The following is a 19,508-nucleotide window of genomic DNA, read 5'->3' on the forward strand; positions in this document are numbered from 1 at the left end:
TGGCGATCGTGCGGGATGCGATTCGTTCCTATTTAGCCGCTCCTCGCTTTGTTCTCAATCCAACTGCGTAATCCCTGTTTCAATTCGCGGGTTGCTCGGAGGGGAATGTATTCTAAGCCGCAATCATAGAGCAGTTCTTCTTCGCGTCGGCGCAAGTAACCACCCACCGCCACTTCCACAATGTATTGAGTGATGAAGGCTGGGGTATAGAACACCCCTTGGGTTTTGCGTTTTCCTTTCTTGGGGTCATAGTCCTGTCCGGTTGCCAGCGCCCGTAGCTCTTCCAGGTCGCTGACGGATTGTTCAAAAATGTGTCCCAAAATATCGACCGACACTTCCGTGTCAAAGTCAAACCGGGTTAACTGCTTTAGCTGAGAACATAGCTCATCGGTAAGCTGAAGCTGTTCGTCTAGCACTGGATCGAGCTTAAACAGTCCACCGTTATAGCCAGAGATGGGCGGGTTCTCGTTGCCCTGATCCACCCACCGAAATACTGTTTTGTAGTTGTCCCAGATGGCGCGCGGGTTGTAGGGATCGGTGTGGTCGTGGGCGGTGGCGATCGTCTTGGCTGGCAGCAGACCCCGATCTTCACAAAATGCAATAAACAAGATGCGGTCTAAGACTTTTTGCGCTTTTTCGATCAGCGTTGCGTCGCGATCGCGAATCGTGTCAGGGGCTTTTGTTTGGAAGTCGCGGACGATCAGCAGCCGAACTTGTTTGTACTCTTGATAAAGCTGTTTGGTAATTTCTTCTTGGGCTTCATTCGACTCTTGCAACAGCCGATCAATCCGAGACAAGGGTTGTGGGCTGTCTGCGGCTGGTAGAAAGTTTTGGCGGCACAGGAGAAAATAGAAGCGCTTGAACTGTTCTAGGTCTGCCAGGTCGGGGAGCAAAAATTGCTCGTAGTAAGCAGGTGTTTTGCTGGTTTGATAGAGCCGTACTTCCCGATAGTTGGAAACAATCACCCACTTACAATTTGGGGTGTAGTTGGCATAGCGCCATCCCTGTTCTACCGCCGATTCTTTGCGTCCCGCTGTCGGGCGATCCAGATCATTCTTTGCCCCTTTGAGTTCGATCGGGGCAACGAGATGCCCTTGCAGTTTGGCTTTTCCTTGCTTCCCTTCAGTTGCCGTAAATAGCCCCAAAGCGCCATCCGCAGACCCGCCACCGTCGGATATAGACTGTTCGGCATGAATTTCCCAAGTTTTACCAGCGCCCGCAATCACCGATCTATAGCCCAAGACTTGCTGAAAAATATCATTGAGAAATTGCCCATGCAGCGACACCTCTTTGATTTCGTCTAGGGTGCCGCTTTGCAAAGAGTCAATCCACTGCTCCAACTGCGATCGCCGTACCTCTAAGTCTGTGGGGAAGGAGAAGCTCCGCAGGGCATTGTTTAAGGTTTTGCTGTGAAACAGGGCGTTTGCGGCAGGAATAGGCATGGAAAAACGGCATGAAGAACTATTCCAACATACTTACACCGTTGGAAATCAACCCAAAATTTTAACGGTAGAACAAACTACCTACTATATCGGTGCTTTTTCCTTAATTTCTCTGCCTGACTCCAGGCTTCTATCCCCTTCACTACCTCTCTTATGTGAGCAATTCCCTCTTTCGTTGTCATATTTCGGGGTGCGGGTCTGTCCGTCTCCTCACCCGGCAATTTATTACCCCCATCTTCCCGCTTTTCTTCATTTTCAGTAACCCTACAAGCCCCGTCAGGTAAGGTATTACACCCATTCTTATCCAAAAAGCTTGTGGGGTTTTGTGGGTTGAGTGCGCCCTCGCAGCACTCTAGCCCACTACCCATATGAAGTTCGCGATTCAACGCTGCCTGTAAATCGTCTGGATGCCACAAATCACGGTGATTATAGAGGGTTTGACCACCAATCTTATATTTGACTAAGACCTTAAAGCGCTTAGTAGCTCCGTCGGGGAGAGATTCGGCTGCTGATAACGTCGCCACCGCTTGTCGAATTCGTTCTCTAGCGTCTTGCTCTTGTTTCTGATTCCACCCGTTTGAGTTTTCGCTCTCTGACCGTTGTTGTCGATCGCGGTGGCGTTTACCTAAACCATAGTGAAAATATCGACTATTCTCTACGGAGTGTGTCCACTCCATCGCTCGTTTTTCAATTTCATGCTGATGTTGACACCACTCCTCATAGCCGGGAAGCGATCGCGCTACTTTTACAATGTCGTCTGTTAGCTCTGCTCCTACTAGCGGAATCTCTGAGCCGCAGACATGACCAAAAATATAAGACCGCATGGCAATCCGACCGAGCAATCGATTGGTTTGCCCCAAGCCTGTCCAGCCCTGTTCAATTTCCGCATTCAAGTCATTTAAGAACTTGTTCGCTTTTCCACTGATGCGGTACTGTTTGCGCCTAGCTGCTTTGATGGTTCGATCAATTGTTTTGGTATCAACCTGATTGCGGCGTTGAGCAAACTGCCAGTATTCCACAAAGGTTTGCTGAGATCCCCATATTAGCCTTAAGTCTTGATCAAGTAAGTAAGACCCAGCTTGCATGGGCAGCCGATGCCCGTTGTAGAGGGTCATTTCTCCACTTGGGGCGTAGGGCTTGCGGTTGGGAAACACTTCTAGCTGTCCCGGTGCCAGTTTGAACCCAGCATTCTCTATCAGCGTAGACACTGCCAACGCGATCGCCCAGGTTTTTTGGGCGGTATCAAAGGGAAAATAAATGTGGAGTCCTTTGCTGTCGCTGGAGGTGCAAAGGACAAACTGCACCAAACCCAACGGTTCGAGGGCTTCTGTAATCCGTCTCCAGGCAAAGGGATCGCGAATCGGGTTATAGGAACTGCCGCGATCGAGGTCTAAGACTATGTATTCGGTCGTGGAACCAAACCGCACGCCGTAGAGGAGCGCTCCCTGCTGAATCAAGCGATCGGAGAGGGGATGACGGCTCTCGGTTTGCCAGTTGGGTTTTTCTCCCGGATTGGGGTGGTCTGCCCAGAGGTAGTCATAGCGATGGGGGAATAACGATAGAAAGGTATCATTCCATTCTTGGATGAACTGAAATTTAGACTTCCGACGGGAGCTTTTTGGGTGGAGTTTATCTCCAAAGCCTTTGACTGAAGGGGAGGGAGCTAGATTCATGGTCTGTCCTCCCGATGGTCACAAAATGTTGAATACATAATTAACTACCTATGCCTGTGGGTGAGTGGCGGATAGGAAGCTAGGCAAAATTAGAAAAATTCATCAAATGAGGTTGCATCATTTGACAAATTGCTACTAGAATTGGCGTAGCCTATGAACTTTGCAATGCGAAAGCACAGCAAAGCTGGATGACCTAACGTGACTTTCTTGCTAGCTAGCTAGTTAGAGTCTTCCATTCCTATCCGTATTCAATAAAAGTCTTTTAGCCCCTTCTGTTCTCGCAGTGGGGGTTTTGACTTTTAAAGGGTTTTTTATGTCACGGCATGACCTCCTTTTCAACCGTTAAAAAATGTTTGGCGCTCTGGCGCTCACCGACACGCAGCAAATTTGCTGTAGTGAGTAGCTTAATTGATCTAAGCGCAAATCTGGGAAAATGGGACAGTTTTTAAAAAAACTCTCAATTAGCGCTCCTCTCTCATCTGCAACTCAAACAGGATCATTTCCCAGATATTTTGATCAAACTCGGCTTTAGACTCTTCAAGTCCCAACTTTTGGAGAAACTGATCAAGTTGATCCATTGTCCAACCCATTCGGTGAATTCGCTGACCGATCGCCCCTTGAATTATTTCCAACGTGATGGGGTACTGCTCTACAGCGTCGCTCAACCGGATCGGTTCATCTAGGAATGTGGTCAAATCGGGTCGCAGATACCAATCCGCCTGCTTCAGTGCAAAGTCTGGAGGGGGAGCCGTGAAGTAGATAGCATCTTCCTTCTCATCACATACCAACCACTCGACGGCTTTAGCAGTAAAGAGCCAATCTTGTTCTAGGTCAGTCAGCAGTCGGGCACGAATATTCTTCATCCCAGCGAAGGGATCGTATACTCCGATACTCCATGCTAGATCGACTTCTTCCGGGTGTTTCTGGTGGTGTTGCTCAAAGATGTCTTGGATCACTGCCTCCATCTCCATCTCACGCGATCGCCGATTGTGTTCCTGCACCTCCTTCAAAGGAGCCTGACCCGCACCCCGCTTTTTTTGCTTCATGGCTCCAATTTTTCGTGGCATATTTCCATCCTCAAATAGGCATTTCTAGCACTGTAGCCGTTATTCTACCGGGTTATTAGCGATTCCTCAATCACTGGTATTGCTTCGCGCCGCATGGCTCTCATGTTCAGGACAATTCACAGGATATAGTGATACGTGGGAAACTCAATGTTTTACAAGAGTTAAAATTTAACAAAAAATAAAAAGATAAAAAGTCAAAATTAGCTTTTTAACAAAATCTAATGAATTTGAAAAACCAGCTATGTTAACTATTGCGATCGCGTCTCTCAGCGGCGGACAAGGTAAAACCACTGCATCTCTAATGCTGGGTCGGCTGCTCTCGCGTCAAGGCTATCCCACGCTGTTGATTGATGCTGACCCACAGCATAACTTGACGACTTATCTTGATCTAGAACTTCAGACCAACCAACCCACCCTGCTGGAATTTCTGAAAAAATCCGTTTCTGCCGAAAATAGTATTTATCCGAGCGAGGGCAACGAGAATCTATTTCTGATTCCCGCCGATGACCAACTGGATACGATTCAAGACTACCTCTCGAATAGCGGGGTGGGTGCGACGCTGCTAAAACGTCGGCTGGAACCAATCGCCAATACATTCAAAGTCTGTATTATTGACGCGCCGCCTCAGCGATCGCAAATTTGCTTAACGGTTCTAGGGGCGGCGGATAGCCTGATTATTCCTGCGGAAGCGTCGGTAAAAGGCTATGGCTCTCTAGTCAGAACCTTAGATCTGCTGCGAACGCTCCAGGATATTGGTGCAACCGATGCCCAAGTAATGGGAGTGCTGCCTTTTCGCGATCGCTGGATTGGCAACACCCAAACCCATGAGAGCCGCGCTGCTGTTGATGGAATGCGCGATGAGGTCGGGGAGGCATTAATTCTGCCTTCAATTCGAGAATCGGAGCGATATAAGCAGGCGATTAATCGTCGTTCCACTTTGAGCGATCTGGGGTATCCCGAATTGGAATATCCGTTTGCAGTGCTAATCGATAAAATTAGCAAGCTAGCAAAAGCAAAGAAGAAAAAAACAAAAAGCTAGTTTCTATTTTTTGGCTTTTTGACTAATCCCTTGAAAAACCTTCTTTGACCCATGATTTTACGAATATAGTAAAGAGATAAAGCTAAAAAAGTGAAATTAGCCTTTTGAATTTCTTGCTTTTAGTCAGTCAATTGCTTCAAATTTAGCTGTTCCTGTTCCTCATTCTTTCTCATTGCCATGTCTGATAGTGTTCTAGACCGAATCCGCCAGAACCGACAGCGCCCGACTGTACCCGTTAGAGACGACACACTCATTACCAGAGTGCAGCAATCCGAGTCACCCTCTGTATACAAAATTGTTGAGTATTCACCAGAAGCCCCTTCACCAGAAGTCAAGCGATCGCCGACTGAGAGCGGCAGCGACGCTTTGGAAGAGTTAAAAGCAGAACTCGCCAAGGTTCCGCCAACCAACCGCCATTCTGCGATCGTGTTAGAGCAAGAACTCGACCACGCCTTAACCCGCTACTGCAAAGATAACCGGGTGACGATCGAAGTGTTTCTCGAAGCTGCCTGGGTTTATGCTTCTGCCAACCCAGCCACAATGAAGAAAATTCTAGCAGAAGCCAAACGTCGTTATGGAGATCGCAAACGAGCCGGAAAACTCCGTCGGCTGCTAACGATGCTAGAAGGGAAGCCCTCATGAGCAGTCCTGATGTTCAAAAAGTGAGCGCCGCGATCGCCTGCCCTTTTTGCGCCTCACTTACCTCTAGATATTTCTGCAAGGCTGCGAGTGAATTGTGTCCGCTGATTTCTTGAATCACCCGTAACGGAATTCCGGCTGCACTCATCTGCGTCAGCGCCGTTCGCCGGAAACTGTGAGTTGATGCGCCGATAATCTCTACCCGTTGAAATGCCTGCTGTAAAAGCTTGTGTGCCGAGGTCGGTCGAATATATCCGCGCTGCCATCGCCCTGGAAACAAATAGTCCGTTTTTACCTGCGGCTGATAAGCTTCTAACCACTGCCGCAGCCGAGGATGAGTTTGAATCGATCGCGTTGCCCGTCGCCCCTTCGTATCTTTCTTGCGGATCAAAATTTCAGCGCTGACTAGCCCTGATTCTTGGTATACATCCCTGACCAATCGAGTACAGGCTTCATTAATTCGGCAGCCCGTATAAAGGCATAACCCAAAGAGCGCCCGATCGCGATCGCTGTGTAACCCAGCTTGAAACAGTCGAGTGATTTCTTCAGGGGTGAGAATTTTTGCCTGTCCATGACCATCAATCTTCACCTAGGCTATCTCCTCGCCACCAAAACTATCACTATTCCTAAACTAGGATAAGAAATTACTCCTTCTTATCCTATCGGGCAGCAAGCTCGTTGAGCTATTGCTAGATTGCAACCCATGGGAATTGCAAAGCGTAGAGTGTAGAATAGGTCACGGTTGCAAAGCCAAACCTACAACATTGACACCCACATGGACACTATGTGCGATCGCCTTCCGGCGGTTATCTTGTAAATGTTGGAATTCTTTTGGTACTGACCAATGCCAGCGAGGTTACAAATTAAAGCTGAAGATTGCTCCCCTTTAGGGCAGTTCATTCTGCAATACCTGGAAAGGCAGAGTATCAGTATGAACCGTTTGGCGGAGTTGTCTGGAGTGCCGCAACCCCGGTTGAGAGGAGCGTGCTTTAAAGGAACTTGCCCCACTCCTGAAACCTTGAGAAAGTTAGCCAGAGTCATGGGAAAGCATCACCTGGAGCTTTATACCTTAGCCTACGAAGGACGGATGGAACCGCTTCCAGAAGATGCCGATGATGTTTCGCTCGATATTTTGATGCGAGAATTGTTTGAAACCGCCAGAGAACTAGAATTAGCGGTTCCCAAAGTTCGCCCTTCTAAAGCAAAAATCCGTAAAGCTCTGCTAATACTAGGGTTTAGCTCAGAAAACAATGCTATCTCTGAAGTTGGTTAAGTAGAAACAATTGCTTGCTATCAATAGTAGAGCGATCGCCCTTGAACATAATGTATTGGATCAGTAGTAGCCAAAAGTCTATGCCATTCTAGATCAACTTGAACTTGTCTAAAATCTATGACGGTTTTTTTCAAACAGAAATGGTTTTACAGATAGAATCATCCGCTCTACCTCAGGCTGGTTGTGTTTAAGGAGATCATGTCCCCATAATTCATTCATGTCGTCAGAGCAATCTTGTGAAAGGGCTTCCCCAATATTTTCAAAAGTTCTTTGAATAATTTTTCTCAGATTCTCTGGCTCAGAGACTACTCCAAGCACGAAAACCCTATCAGTTAAATCCTGCGGAATCTGATTTTTTACATAACTCAATCGCTCCTCTTGCTGATTGTCGAAATCGATCAGCAAAACCATCATTCTGTATAGATATTTTTGCATTTCGGGAGCGTGAACGTCTTTGAGGTCATTCAGTACTTTGCCCCAACCACCAGCAGAGGGTAGGACTTGAATCGCACGTCCATTAAGGTTTGGATGAAGAATAAATCCGTTTGCAATCTGGCGATTCGCATCGTCTTCAGGCAACACAAGAATGTGTGATTGATATTTATTGATGCTCATGGCTCTATATCGCCGCGAATCAAGGCATCTACAAGATCGCCTCTAATAGATAGCTCACTAAGCAGCCTGACTAAAGTTGGCTCTAAATGGCTTCTCCGCTGGAGAACTATCGTGTTTTCATCTGAAAACTTTCGGATTGCTTCAGGATTATGAGAGGTTACTAAAATTTGTCCTTTACCCTGAAATGAGCGTCGTAGCGATGCGACAAAATGTCCAACTTCTGATATTGCAAGATAGTTATCAGGTTCATCCCAAAAACAAAAAAGTGGACCATAATACTTGTTGGCAGCTAAGACAACAGCGCAAAGGAAAAAGCATTTCTCACCATCAGATAAGTCTCTAAACTCAACCCCCAGATGTGAATTATTTGCCTCAAATCGAACAACCATACTTTTAGAATTTTTGCCAATCTGCTCATTCAGAAAATCCTGGATGTCAGGCATAACTTCTCGGAGATAGCTGTCGGACAGTGTGTATGCAGCAGGGTATCGACTAAGTAATCCAGAAAACCATTCCCCAAAGTTTGAACCATCCCGCTTCGGCTGTAAAGTTTCTCCGTTAGAGTCTCCATTCATCAAGCTTGGGATTGGAGCTAAAATAATCATGTGGGCAAGCCAAGTCCTGAAAATACGCAGCGGATCAGTCTCTGATTGCTCTTGAATTACTGGAAGAGCAACAAGGTGCCAATCTACCAAAAACTGGGCTTTAGGATTTCGTGGGCTGGCATGAAGAGTAACTTGAGCTTCCTTCCGAGAGTAAATTGGATTTCCTGCAATTAGTAGTTGCTCTTCAAATACTCGAAGCTCTTTGAAGTTTTCTGGCAGTTCCAGTGCAAGAACGTACTTGTACAATTTCTCGTTCAGTAATACTTCTATTTCAAATCGAATTGGGACATCATATCTGCCACGAGCAAAATCCTTGGACTGCACCAATTGTCCAACTCGGTTGATGCCTCGACCAATACTCTGAAATACTTCTAATGCATTGGTAATCGTTGATTTACCTGCACCATTTTTTCCAATTAAAAGAGCGGATGACAGGGACTTTAAAGACAGTTCAAAGTTCTCTAGGCATCTGAAGTTGTGTACATATAGTCTTTGGAGCATAGCAAAACAACTCCGAGGAGGGGAAAGTGAAGGAGCCTTTGGTCAAGCCTAGTTAACCAATGTACCCTGTTATAACTTTCGGCAAATTTGCACGTTGATAGGATTGGGAGATCAACCATCTGTCTAGCTGCGATTAGACTGAATTTTTCTATTTATTGCTCTCGTCGTTGAAACTTGGTTGTCATCTCCAGACGAGACAGGGCACTGGTGGCAGACTCCCGCACATAGGAATCGATCGCGTCATCTTGAATCAGGGCAGTGAGAACCTCTACACCGCGTTCATCCCCGATCGCGCCTAAAGTGCTGACCAGCGAGATAGCGAGTGCGGGATTGTCGGTCGTTTGTAAGGCTTCAATCAAAATATCTAGAACAGGGGTGCCAATTTCACCTAGCGCCATCACTACGGCAATATTCACCACGGGGTTCGGGTCATTCAGCGCCGTTTTTAATCCCTGCACTCCTGCGGTAGACAAGGGCACATCGGGATGATTGATCACGACTTGCGCCAAGGCTTTGGCAGCACTACCGCGCACCGTCACATTCTCACTGTGAAGCAAGGCATCAACTAAGGGGGGCACCGTATCGTGACCAATCGCGCCTAAAGTTTTCACCGCTGCCCGTCGATAGGTGGTGTCTGCTTCATCCAAAATGCTCATCAACCGAGGAATGGTGGTTTCATCCGGGTTCTCTGCCAGTTCCCACATTGCCTGATCGCGCAGGTGCGGATTGGGGTGTTTTAGTTGTTGAAAAAGTTCTTCGGTGGACATAGATAATAATTAAAATGAACCGTACAAAAAGATGAGTCAAACTGATTGGCTAACTCGCTTTGATTTGAAGTTTTAAGCGTTAACTTTTGAGTTTGGAGTTGGCTTTTTCTTGGATCAACCAATCGTCTTCATGGGTGACTTTTTCATAGCCGCTGGTGTCACCAAATTGTTCTAGTGCTAATAATGCAGCGTATTTTAGATCCCAAATTTTAGTATCTAAACAGGTTTTGAGTTCTGGGATGGCGCGTGGATCGGCAATTTCTGCTAGGGCGATCGCGGCGGCGGCTCGTGATTTCTGAAACTGAGGCTGTTTGTTGTGCAAGGCTTCTACAAGTAAATCGTAAGCAGGTGCATGTTTTAGCCAGCCAAATAGCTTCATCACATGGAAGTGAGCGCCGTAGTCATTGGTGGCTTCTGCGGCATAGCTGGCAAATAGTGCGGCGGGAGCAGAGTCAGCGTAATGATCCAAGATCGTTTGGGTGGCAAGATAGCAGCGCCCAAAGTCGGTTTCGTATAGTTCTTGAATCAAAAAGGGAAGATCTGGCGGCTGATCATAACTATGCACCAAACTCAAATCCTTGGGATGGTCGCGTAAGGTCTGCTCTAAATAGGGGTGAATCGTGGCAAAGGCGATCGCGTTTGACGCAATGCCCACCTCTGCCAACAGCCGAATGCCGCGCAACCGAAACACCAATGACACGGGACAGTGGGCAATATCTGGAATGGCATCATAGTACCGAGCATCGATTAAATCTTGAATCGATAAGCGCCGTGCCAGTACGTTTGTGTGTTGCAGCATCGCCACCACCCGATCCATTTGAGAATCATCGTGGGTGAATCGACACACTGTGGTAATCGCTGCACTTGATGTCGGCAGATCGGCGCTATCGGTAAAGCGACGAATTCGGTCTAGCGCGGGCTGATAATCTAGCTTAGCTAAGGTATGGATGATGACCCGGTAGGTTTGTCCGGGTTTATCGAGCAATTGGGCAATGTCTTCTAGAATGGCGGGGTCTTGAGTGCCAATTTCCCCGATCGCCCACACCGCATTTTCCACCGTATAGCAATCCGCATCGCCGAGGCAGCCATGAATCACAGGCAGAGCTTGTGCCGCTTGCAGCCGCCCCAAGGTTTCCACCGATTTACGCCGGACGATTCGGTTCTCCATTGCTGCATCGGTCTGCTGCACGGCTCGGATCAGGGCATTGATTGATTGCTCTGTGTTGAAGTTTATTAAATGGGATGCGGCAATGTAGCGCGAATCATCTTCACTGATTTGGTCTTGGGGCGTATCCAACAGGGCGATCGCCTGATCTTCAGTCAAATTAAATAGATTAAAAAATCGTTTATCCATTCACTCAGTCTATGGCTAATCACTACCCGCTTTAAACCCAACAAACCTGAAAGTTCTTTGCCAATACTTCACCTTAATGGGTAAAGCCAATCGCGAAGAACCTCCAGGCTTGCATAAGAACATCTATCCAGTCACCCAATCACCCAAGGGCGATCGACTAGGACAGAGAGTTGATGGCATAGTCCAACAGTGCGTTGTACTCGGTCAATGCTTGAGCAGACATATCGCGAGGAGCGCAACCCCGGTTACGGGCAAAGCTCAATGCTTCAACATAAGGAGCGGTAGGCAAGCTTAATGCACGATAGACTTCGCGCTGACCTGCAATACCCCATTCATCCAAAGGACCGGTACCGCCCACGACTAGGCTGTACTGGATTAGGCGCAGGTAGTGCTTGATGTCACGAGCGCACTTTGACTTGAAGGTATCGGTGGAGTTTGCTTCACCTTGATTGTTTAAGTAAGGATACTTTTTGATTGCAGCATCGTAAGCTTCTTTCGCAACGTTGTCGAGGTTGTTCGCTAGCTTTTCAGCTGCTTCCAAACGAGCAGCAGCCCGTTGGATGGAACCTTGAACTGACTCTAGATCAGAGGTGCTAGGAAAACGTCCTGCTGCATCAGCAGAGGCGATGACGGTAGTAACAACGGATTTCATTTTTAAATCTCCCAATGGTTAGAGTGTTGATTGTTGTTCGATTTTTTCTGAGCCAGCGACTGAGAACTAGCTCAGGGCAGCAATCACGCGATCGAAGTAGCTGGAAGCTTCAGCAACCAAGCTAGCGCAACGATCTTCTACGACTGGGGAACCCATTTTGCGGAGTTTAGAACCAGCTAGCGCTTCGCTGGGGGTGTCTTTGATGTGAGCCGCTGCTTGAGCCTTCATGATTTGAACAGCACGCACGGTGGAGGTGGTGGGTACGCCCAATGCTGCATAGGTTTCTTTCAAACCATTCAAGCAGCGATCGTCCAAAACTGAAGCATCACCAGCCAATAGAGCATAGGTGACATAGCGCAAGATGATTTCAGCATCGCGCAAGCAAGCAGCCATGCGACGGTTGGGGTAGCAGTTACCACCGGCTTGAATCAAGCCTTGGTTTTCGCAAATCATCCCTGCAACTGCATCAGACACCATGCAGCTAGCGTTACTTGCGATCGCGTTTACTGCATCCAAGCGACGGTTGCCGCTAGCAACAAACGACTTGAGGGCGTTGATATCACCGACAACAGAAGTGCTTGCATCTGCTGATACTACGGCTCTGGAAAAAGCGTCAAGCATTTCGCTCTCCTTAAAAATTAGTAATCTGTTAAAACTTTTTGTCTGTTTGGTTAAACAAGACACTACAGACCATAAAAGATGATGTGTGCCTCAGTCTCAGTTATGAGAAACAAAGCAACAATCCTTAACATTCTAAAAAACATCCCCAATTAGACAGATCTAACTGGGGATGAAAGCAATAGATTGGCGATCGCACTTAGCGAATATAACGATCAATTATTTTTGGCTCTAAACTTGCTTGAGCAAATGCTTCAGCATATTGTCTTTCACCATGAGTTGGCGCAGCACCTCCAAGAGAAATTCCTGCGATTGTTCCAGGTTTAAGCCTTTAACTTGTTCTTCATACAGCTTGAGGTTAAATTGCTGCTCTAGGTTAAGCTCCATGGGGACATTCATAATTTCTCCTCTTTGGGGTTTGTGTTCGACTCTGAGAATTGGACAATATTGATTTTGTTTACCTTGGCTTAATATTAACAAAAATAACACTTGCTTGACAAGAAGTCAGATTTAGACGTTTCCGAATAAATCATGATTTGAGTGGAGTTACTCTGGGTGTAAAGACCGCTAATGCCGCTTTATGATGTAAGAATAGCGTTACAACATGGGTCAATCCTCCCTCCTAGGATTAGGCTGCGTCGGTTTAAAAGTAGAAATATTGTTGTTTGGAATTGAGAATCCAATGGATGTAATGGAGTTTTTTCAACTGAGTACGGGAACATGGCGATCGCAGCGAACCACCCATCACCTCGCATTCAAGCGCACGGAAGCTGGCGAATCTGCCATTCGGGTCGAAGCATTTGCCGCCGATCATCCCCAAGTGATTGAGATCTGCCAATTGCATGAAGTTGACCCTGCCCTAGCGATCGGGGGGGCATTTGTCTCCTGGAACGGTGCCATGAGTTGGGATCGGAATGACGATGAAAATCATGAAGGGTCTACTGTCTTCGCACTTATCCCCGATGCCGATCATCCTCGTCAAGGAATTTTGCTGCGAGAGCGGGGATATGCTGAAATCGTGCCCATTGCAGGGCAATATCACATGGATGATGAAAATGGCTTAGTCCTAACCACTGAGTATGAAACCATGAGTTCGATCGAGCGCTTCTGGTTTGCTAGCCCCAGCCTCCGGATGCGAACCAGCACTGTCAAACGATTTGGTGGCTTTAGCACGGCTACTTTTTGTACTGAAATGCGGGTGGCAGATGCGATCGCATCTGCCGTTGAGTCGGTTCCTGAAACTGCCGTTGAGCCAACTCAATATTTTTCTGTTTTAGGCTGCTAGATCTTGGCTGATTCATTAATTATCACCACTAGCACCGATCCATTTACCCGTGGATTGGATTATCTCTATGGAGTTCGCAGTCTCGCTTTAACGCCAGCAATAATTGACTTGGTTGATCGCCTAGATGACCGCATCTCAATTTGTACTTGGATCGGCAACCATATTGATGCAGTCAACCGACAACTCACTGGCTATGTTCAAGGATGCCATGATTGCTTTCATGCTTGGGAGCAACCCCCCATCCAAATTTTTGCCGCTCCACTCGTTGAGTCTTTTAAGATCGACGGGCTATGCAATTTACAAACCAACCCAGTCACTATCTTGGTTGATGTGGGACGGGTAGTGCCCAAAGACTGGCTTCGGTTAGTTGTTCATGAATATGCTCATGCTCACGCGGGTTCTCCTGGGCATCACTCACAGTTTGAGCGATCGCTGGCTCATCTCTGTCTAGGATTGGAAATTGCCCTCCCGCCTGATCAGCCTGATCAAAAAGACTGGTTGCAGTTTTATCCAGATTATGTTTCGACCCAAGACCCGTTGGCATTTTGGCGCGGTCAAGGACAAGATTCGCGATCGCTAAATTAAGTTATGTAATTTTCATCAGACTAAATCGAATAATGCCGCCCCCATCCCTATATGATCAGGACTAACTTTGTAAGATTTCTTCAGAAAAGGGAGATTTTGTAGGCGTGGCACTTCCTCTTTTAGAATATTCCCCTAATAGTCAAAACCAGCGGGTTGCAAGCTATGAAGTCCCTGGAGACGAGCAACCCAGGATCTACTCCACAGAAAACCTGCTGTCCTCAGCCGATATGGATACGCTGATTGAAGTAGCCTATCGTCAGATTTTCTTCCATGCTTTCGCTGCCGATCGCGAAAAGTTTTTAGAGTCTCAACTTCGCAGCGGTCAGATTACAGTCCGTGATTTTATTCGTGGATTGTTGCTTTCCAACACGTACAAGCGCAGTTTCTATGACCTCAATAGCAACTACCGTTTTGTAGAGCAAACTGTGCAACGAGTGTTAGGTCGCGATGTCTACGGTCAACAAGAAAAGATCGCTTGGTCTATTGTTGTTGCCACCAAAGGGATTGTCGGCTTTGTAGATCAGCTACTCGACAGCGACGAATACCTGGAAGCGTTTGGGTATGATACTGTTCCCTATCAACGTCGTCGAATCTTGCCAGGGCGCGCAGAGGGTGAACGTCCTTTCAATATCACGTCTCCTCGTTACAACGAATACTATCGCGGCAAACTTGGCTTCCCACAGTTTGTTTGGCAAACTACTGTTCGCAGTTATGTTCCACAAGAACAGAAGGCGGTTGCAGGAAGTCCGTCTCAATTCCTTAATATGGCGCGAAACCTTAATCCTCAGGGCAACGCGCCTCAACGAATCTCAGCGCTTAACATCGATATCGAAAAATCTGTTCCTTATCGCAAAAATTAAGTCATTCTGAGCCATTCAAAAACGCGGGGGCTGTCTGTTTATTCAGTGCAGCCCCCGCGTTTTTAGTTTTTAAATTTTTAGTCTTTAAATAGGCATTTCTAAAAATCTGACATTGAGGATTGAGCGTAGTCGAAACTAGCCTATATAGTGATTCTGAGCCATATTTGTCGTTACTGGACTTGGGATCGTGCTTCGGCTTCGCTCAGCATCCATTGTTTCGCTATTCATTGTTCAGCACTCATTGTTTGGGACTTGGCAGGTTGGGCAGAGTCGAGACTTGGTGCTTATTAATCTCTAGATGGCAGCAAGTCAGTTTTAGTTTGTCGATAAGTACTTGATTTCAGACTTGATTTCAGACTTGTTGATATTGTCCTTAATTGGGTGCCAAAAGAGGAAGTGTCATCTATTTGGTAGGCAAGGCGAACGGATTGACTTGCTTTATGAAGCAGTTATGAAGCTCTTATTAGATTTGATGAATGTCTCATAAAGCTAGTGCCAAACAATACACTTCATTGAGCAAATAATCACTGAGAAACTATCTCAATCATCCACTGAACTGAGCTTTCATCGCTTTTGTTTAAGGGAATTACACTCTCCTCAGGTCACTACCTAAAATTTGATTTTGCTACAGAGGATACGATCGCAATCGTTTAGAAATAGCTCAAAAATGGCTGATCTCAGCAGTGGACGCAAAAAAAACCGTCAATACTGGGTTGGGTGACCACTCTTGTACTCCTAATATGTCCGTAGTGTAAAACGCAGATTAACAGTCGGTTGAGTCCTACCACAAAACCTATAAGTGACTGTTACATCTTCCTGTTGTAGATAAGGTTTATCGGTCAAGCTCTACCGTGCATCTCCCAATCATGAAGCTTAGCTGAGTCAGTAGAGCGTACTGAAAAACGAGGAAATTTGTTGGAAATTGCATTGCCTAACCATTATTTGCGATCGCTGACTCGATTCATGGGTTTGAGTTGAGTTCACGGAATTCTATTGCTGTTGGCAAGACTCTAAGACTGAAGCCCAAACTTCTAACGGATTTTAGTGCTGATCTCTGTCAGTTTTCTCTTTGCCAATTTCTTTAATTGTCAATTGCTGGTAAAGCAGTACGGGGAAAGGTCAAGACATCATCCTCCCTTATTTCTCAAGGGTCTTTGTGTCCTTGCCGATTCATCCGTTGCTACAAAGCTCAATGCCTACTGATGTGTAGTTGATGTTGACCGCATTCAACTGTAGTTTTTGGTGTCATTTTCACTGCTTTAGCCCAAGCCCCATAGTTAGCAAGCGATCGCAGCTGCGATCGCTTGCTAACTGCAACCTGCCATTACCTCAGGATGATCACAATTTAGGGTTGCCTTCTACCAAATGGCGACTTTCACACATTCGTATTTGGGAGATTTAGTTATGGATAGTGTCAACAACGTTTTAGACACACAATCTAGTTTATCCTCCAGCCTTAGCAGCCAGATAATCCCTACAAATAACCCCCTCACACTCTCTGAACTACAACTGCTCAACCGGAGTAGTGCATTGACCTCTTCTGTGCCTGCTAGTTCTGTTTATATTAGTGATTTAGAGTGGAGTTCAGTTATCAACGGTTGGGGTCCAGTTGAGAAAGATAAGAGCAACGGGGAACAAGGCGCTGGAGATGGGCGCACTCTCACACTCAACGGAGTCACTGCTAATAAAGGATTAGGGGTTCACTCTAACTCGCAAGTCACCTATACATTGGGCGGCAAATATACTACCTTCGCCGCTGATATCGGGATAGATGATGAAGTGGGTGATGCTGGTTCTGTTGAATTTCAAGTATGGGCAGATAATAGCAAGCTCTATGACAGTGGCGTTGTTACTGGAAGCAGTGCCACAAAAGCGGTGAACGTCAATGTGGCAGGTAAGCAATCGTTACGGTTGGTGGTCACGGATGGAGGCGATGATGCCAGCTTTGATCATGCGAATTGGGCAAATGCAAAGCTTTTTTCCAGTGCAGTAACCCCAATACCAGTCCCAACTCCGGCTCCAACGCCTCCCCCAACAGGGAACACGAGCAGTGTTTACCTGAGTGATTTAGCTTGGAGCGCCTCAACCAACGGCTGGGGTCCAGTTGAAAAAGACAAGAGCAACGGGGAACAGAGCGCAGGAGATGGGCGCACCCTGACGCTCAATGGGGTCACCGCTAATAAAGGATTAGGAGTTCACTCTAACTCACAAGTTACCTACACATTGGACGGCAAATATACCACCTTCAGCGCTGACATCGGACTGGATGATGAAGTAGGTAATGCGGGTTCCGTTATCTTTCAGGTGTGGGCAGATAATAGCAAGCTGTATGACAGTGGCATTGTTACTGGAAGTAGTGCCACAAAAGCAGTGAATGTGAATGTTGCAGGTAAGCAATCGTTACGGTTGGTGGTCACGGATGCTGGGGATGGTGCCACCCTTGATCATGGAAATTGGGCAAATGCACGATTGTCTTCAGGCACAGTGATTCCGACTCCCACTCCAACACCAACTCCGGCTCCAACGCCTCCCCCAACAGGGAACACGAGCAGTGTTTACCTGAGTGATTTAGCTTGGAGCGCCTCAACCAACGGCTGGGGCCCAGTTGAAAAAGACAAGAGCAACGGGGAACAGAGCGCAGGAGATGGGCGCACCCTGACGCTCAATGGGGTCACCGCTAATAAAGGATTAGGAGTTCACTCTAACTCACAAGTTACCTACACATTGGACGGCAAATATACCACCTTCAGTGCTGACATCGGACTGGATGATGAAGTAGGTAATGCGGGTTCCGTTATCTTTCAGGTGTGGGCAGATAATAGCAAGCTGTATGACAGTGGCATTGTTACTGGAAGTAGTGCCACAAAAGCAGTGAATGTGAATGTTGCAGGTAAGCAATCGTTACGGTTGGTGGTCACGGATGCTGGGGATGGTGCCACCCTTGATCATGGAAATTGGGCAAATGCACGATTGTCTTCAGGCACAGTGATTCCGACTCCCACTCCAATTCCCACTCCAACGCCGATTCCGATCCCAATTCCGCCTGTTGGAAATGCGATCGCGGTCAATGTGAACTGGAATACGGTCGTGGATACGACCACTGATTTGCAGTTTGGGTTAAATGCGTTTCAAGGCTTTGAAACAGCGAATGCAAACAACGCTGCTTACGGCAGAAACATGAGCTATATGAGTCCAGGTTTACTGCGATATCACCATGCTGGAGCCATGGAAGATTCCAAAACCACTAGTGAGGGGTTGGTTGATACCAGTCGCAGAGTTTGGGATACTCAAAAGATTGTGACGGCTCTCACGGCTTCAGTGAATGCGTTTGGCAATGATCAACCTGAGCGCATGATCAACATTCCAAGTTGGCCCTCTTGGATGACCGATGGCGAGGGTTATCTAGCACGCGATCAATATGATAACTTTGCTAAGTTCTCTGCCGATCTGGTCAAAATTGTCAACAAGGACTATAACTTCGACGTGAAGTATTGGGAAGTATTGAACGAGCGGGATGATTCATACTTTACCAAGTTTCGCAACAATGGAGGATGGGGTAGTTTGATTAACCCCAATAATCCTGATCGCTTGGGTGATCTAATCACGATTTACAACAAAACTGCTGAGGCAATGAAGCAGGTTGACCCAACCATTGAAATTGGCGGACCCGCGATCGCCCGCTCTGACTTGGAGCCATTCTATGTTCCATTTATTCAGGGCACTGCGAAAAACCTAGACTTCTTCACCTATCACTATTACGCAAACGGTAGCGCTAGTACGCCGGATAGTGAAGTGTTTAAGTCTCCAGAAGATCTGGGTGACTATACTCAAAAAATTGTTCAAACTCTGAAAGATGCTAGCCCAGATCGATATATTCCAGCAATTCTGGATGAATACAACATTAGTTGGACTTGGGAAACTCGCGATCCTCGAATGACCAATAACAAAGGAGTGGTCTTTGATGCCATGACTATTGTGGAAGCCATTCAAAATGGTGCGGATGGCACCGCTGCTTGGAATGAGAAAGATGGGATTTACGGTAAAACAAGCAATGAAGATGTTTTACGACCTGGCGCACACCTTTTCCATCTACTCAACACCTATTTTGTAGGTGATGAAGTTGCATCCACCAGTAGTAATGACGGTGCAGTGACTACGTTTGCAGTGAAAAACAAAGCAACTGGAAATAAGGAGCTTTTGATTATCAATTTCTCTGATAAAGCTCAGGCAATTCAAGCAAACTTCACCGGTTGGCAACCCACCCAAACCAGTGTCAATGAGCATGAAATATCCTCTAAAGGATATCAACAAGAAAAGACTGACTGGAATACCGTCAAGAACGGCACATTTGTTGTTCCAGAGTACTCGGTCACTTTACTTGATTTTGCTGGCTAACCCAACATGATCAACTCATTGAGTTAGGTCTTATTGAGTGGTTTCTGAGGAATTCATCTTCAGAAACCACTTTTTCAACGCTCTTTGATAATTTCTTCAGCATCTCTGCTGGCATCAGCGTAGAGTTTGGGACAATGG

General features: G+C 46.7%; 18 protein-coding genes. 7 read left to right on the plus strand and 11 right to left on the minus strand.

The window, feature by feature from the left end:
- Positions 1-32 precede the first annotated feature (32 nt).
- From AB3R30_RS19230 to AB3R30_RS19240, 3 genes are all read right to left on the minus strand, one after another.
- On the minus strand, positions 33-1,442 hold the full coding sequence (locus AB3R30_RS19230) for a hypothetical protein (RefSeq protein ID WP_458650833.1): 1,410 nt from the start codon (positions 1,440-1,442) through the stop codon (positions 33-35).
- 77 nt (positions 1,443-1,519) lie between these two features.
- A complete protein-coding gene (locus AB3R30_RS19235; RefSeq protein ID WP_458650834.1) occupies positions 1,520-3,115 on the minus strand; it encodes a hypothetical protein in 1,596 nt (531 codons plus the stop codon).
- 461 nt (positions 3,116-3,576) lie between these two features.
- Positions 3,577-4,182, minus strand: a complete 606-nt coding sequence (locus tag AB3R30_RS19240; protein ID WP_458650835.1) for a hypothetical protein — start codon at positions 4,180-4,182, stop codon at positions 3,577-3,579.
- A gap of 241 nt (positions 4,183-4,423) precedes the next feature.
- Between AB3R30_RS19240 and AB3R30_RS19245 the strand changes: the two genes are divergently transcribed.
- Both AB3R30_RS19245 and AB3R30_RS19250 read left to right on the plus strand, forming a co-directional pair.
- Positions 4,424-5,221, plus strand: coding sequence for a ParA family protein (locus tag AB3R30_RS19245; protein ID WP_458650836.1), 798 nt, complete (start codon positions 4,424-4,426; stop codon positions 5,219-5,221).
- Positions 5,222-5,398: 177 nt separating this feature from the next.
- Positions 5,399-5,863 carry a hypothetical protein gene (locus tag AB3R30_RS19250; protein ID WP_458650837.1) on the plus strand — a complete coding sequence of 155 codons (465 nt, stop codon included), beginning with the start codon at positions 5,399-5,401 and terminating at the stop codon, positions 5,861-5,863.
- 13 nt (positions 5,864-5,876) lie between these two features.
- Here the strand turns inward: AB3R30_RS19250 and AB3R30_RS19255 are convergent, their stop codons facing one another.
- Positions 5,877-6,449 (minus strand): tyrosine-type recombinase/integrase, encoded by a 573-nt coding sequence (locus tag AB3R30_RS19255; RefSeq protein ID WP_458650838.1) that lies wholly within the window; start codon positions 6,447-6,449, stop codon positions 5,877-5,879.
- Between the two features lie 255 nt (positions 6,450-6,704).
- On the opposite strand from AB3R30_RS19255, the gene AB3R30_RS19260 reads away from it, so the two are divergent.
- Positions 6,705-7,133: a helix-turn-helix domain-containing protein gene (locus AB3R30_RS19260; protein WP_458650839.1), complete on the plus strand. Its 429-nt coding sequence runs from the start codon at positions 6,705-6,707 to the stop codon at positions 7,131-7,133.
- Positions 7,134-7,241: 108 nt separating this feature from the next.
- Here the strand turns inward: AB3R30_RS19260 and AB3R30_RS19265 are convergent, their stop codons facing one another.
- From AB3R30_RS19265 to AB3R30_RS19295, 7 genes are all read right to left on the minus strand, one after another.
- A complete protein-coding gene (locus AB3R30_RS19265) occupies positions 7,242-7,748 on the minus strand; it encodes a hypothetical protein (RefSeq protein ID WP_458650840.1) in 507 nt (168 codons plus the stop codon).
- On the minus strand, positions 7,745-8,854 hold the full coding sequence (locus AB3R30_RS19270; protein ID WP_458650841.1) for an AAA family ATPase: 1,110 nt from the start codon (positions 8,852-8,854) through the stop codon (positions 7,745-7,747). The genes AB3R30_RS19265 and AB3R30_RS19270 overlap by 4 nt, the downstream gene beginning before the upstream one ends.
- A 152-nt stretch (positions 8,855-9,006) precedes the next feature.
- Positions 9,007-9,621, minus strand: coding sequence for a HEAT repeat domain-containing protein (locus AB3R30_RS19275; protein WP_458650842.1), 615 nt, complete (start codon positions 9,619-9,621; stop codon positions 9,007-9,009).
- 79 nt (positions 9,622-9,700) lie between these two features.
- On the minus strand, positions 9,701-10,975 hold the full coding sequence (locus AB3R30_RS19280) for a HEAT repeat domain-containing protein (RefSeq protein WP_458650843.1): 1,275 nt from the start codon (positions 10,973-10,975) through the stop codon (positions 9,701-9,703).
- 157 nt (positions 10,976-11,132) lie between these two features.
- Entirely contained in the window at positions 11,133-11,627 is a 495-nt protein-coding gene (cpeA, locus tag AB3R30_RS19285; RefSeq protein ID WP_458650844.1) for a C-phycoerythrin subunit alpha, read from the minus strand.
- Positions 11,628-11,693: 66 nt separating this feature from the next.
- Positions 11,694-12,248 (minus strand): C-phycoerythrin subunit beta, encoded by a 555-nt coding sequence (cpeB, locus tag AB3R30_RS19290; RefSeq protein ID WP_458650845.1) that lies wholly within the window; start codon positions 12,246-12,248, stop codon positions 11,694-11,696.
- A 228-nt stretch (positions 12,249-12,476) separates the two neighbouring features.
- On the minus strand, positions 12,477-12,644 hold the full coding sequence (locus AB3R30_RS19295) for an NblA/ycf18 family protein (protein WP_458650846.1): 168 nt from the start codon (positions 12,642-12,644) through the stop codon (positions 12,477-12,479).
- Between the two features lie 205 nt (positions 12,645-12,849).
- Between AB3R30_RS19295 and AB3R30_RS19300 the strand changes: the two genes are divergently transcribed.
- From AB3R30_RS19300 to AB3R30_RS19315, 4 genes are all read left to right on the plus strand, one after another.
- Positions 12,850-13,530 (plus strand): phycobiliprotein lyase, encoded by a 681-nt coding sequence (locus AB3R30_RS19300; protein WP_458650847.1) that lies wholly within the window; start codon positions 12,850-12,852, stop codon positions 13,528-13,530.
- A gap of 3 nt (positions 13,531-13,533) precedes the next feature.
- Positions 13,534-14,115, plus strand: a complete 582-nt coding sequence (locus tag AB3R30_RS19305; protein WP_458650848.1) for a hypothetical protein — start codon at positions 13,534-13,536, stop codon at positions 14,113-14,115.
- A 104-nt stretch (positions 14,116-14,219) separates the two neighbouring features.
- Positions 14,220-14,975 carry a phycobilisome rod-core linker polypeptide gene (locus tag AB3R30_RS19310; protein ID WP_458650849.1) on the plus strand — a complete coding sequence of 252 codons (756 nt, stop codon included), beginning with the start codon at positions 14,220-14,222 and terminating at the stop codon, positions 14,973-14,975.
- Between the two features lie 1,404 nt (positions 14,976-16,379).
- Positions 16,380-19,370, plus strand: a complete 2,991-nt coding sequence (locus AB3R30_RS19315) for an NPCBM/NEW2 domain-containing protein (protein WP_458650850.1) — start codon at positions 16,380-16,382, stop codon at positions 19,368-19,370.
- The last annotated feature ends 138 nt before the right edge of the window (positions 19,371-19,508 follow it).

Source organism: Sivoneniella epilithica UHCC 1019, assembly GCF_040830845.1.
In the GTDB taxonomy this organism is placed as follows: Bacteria; Cyanobacteriota; Cyanobacteriia; order Leptolyngbyales; family Leptolyngbyaceae; genus ULC077BIN1.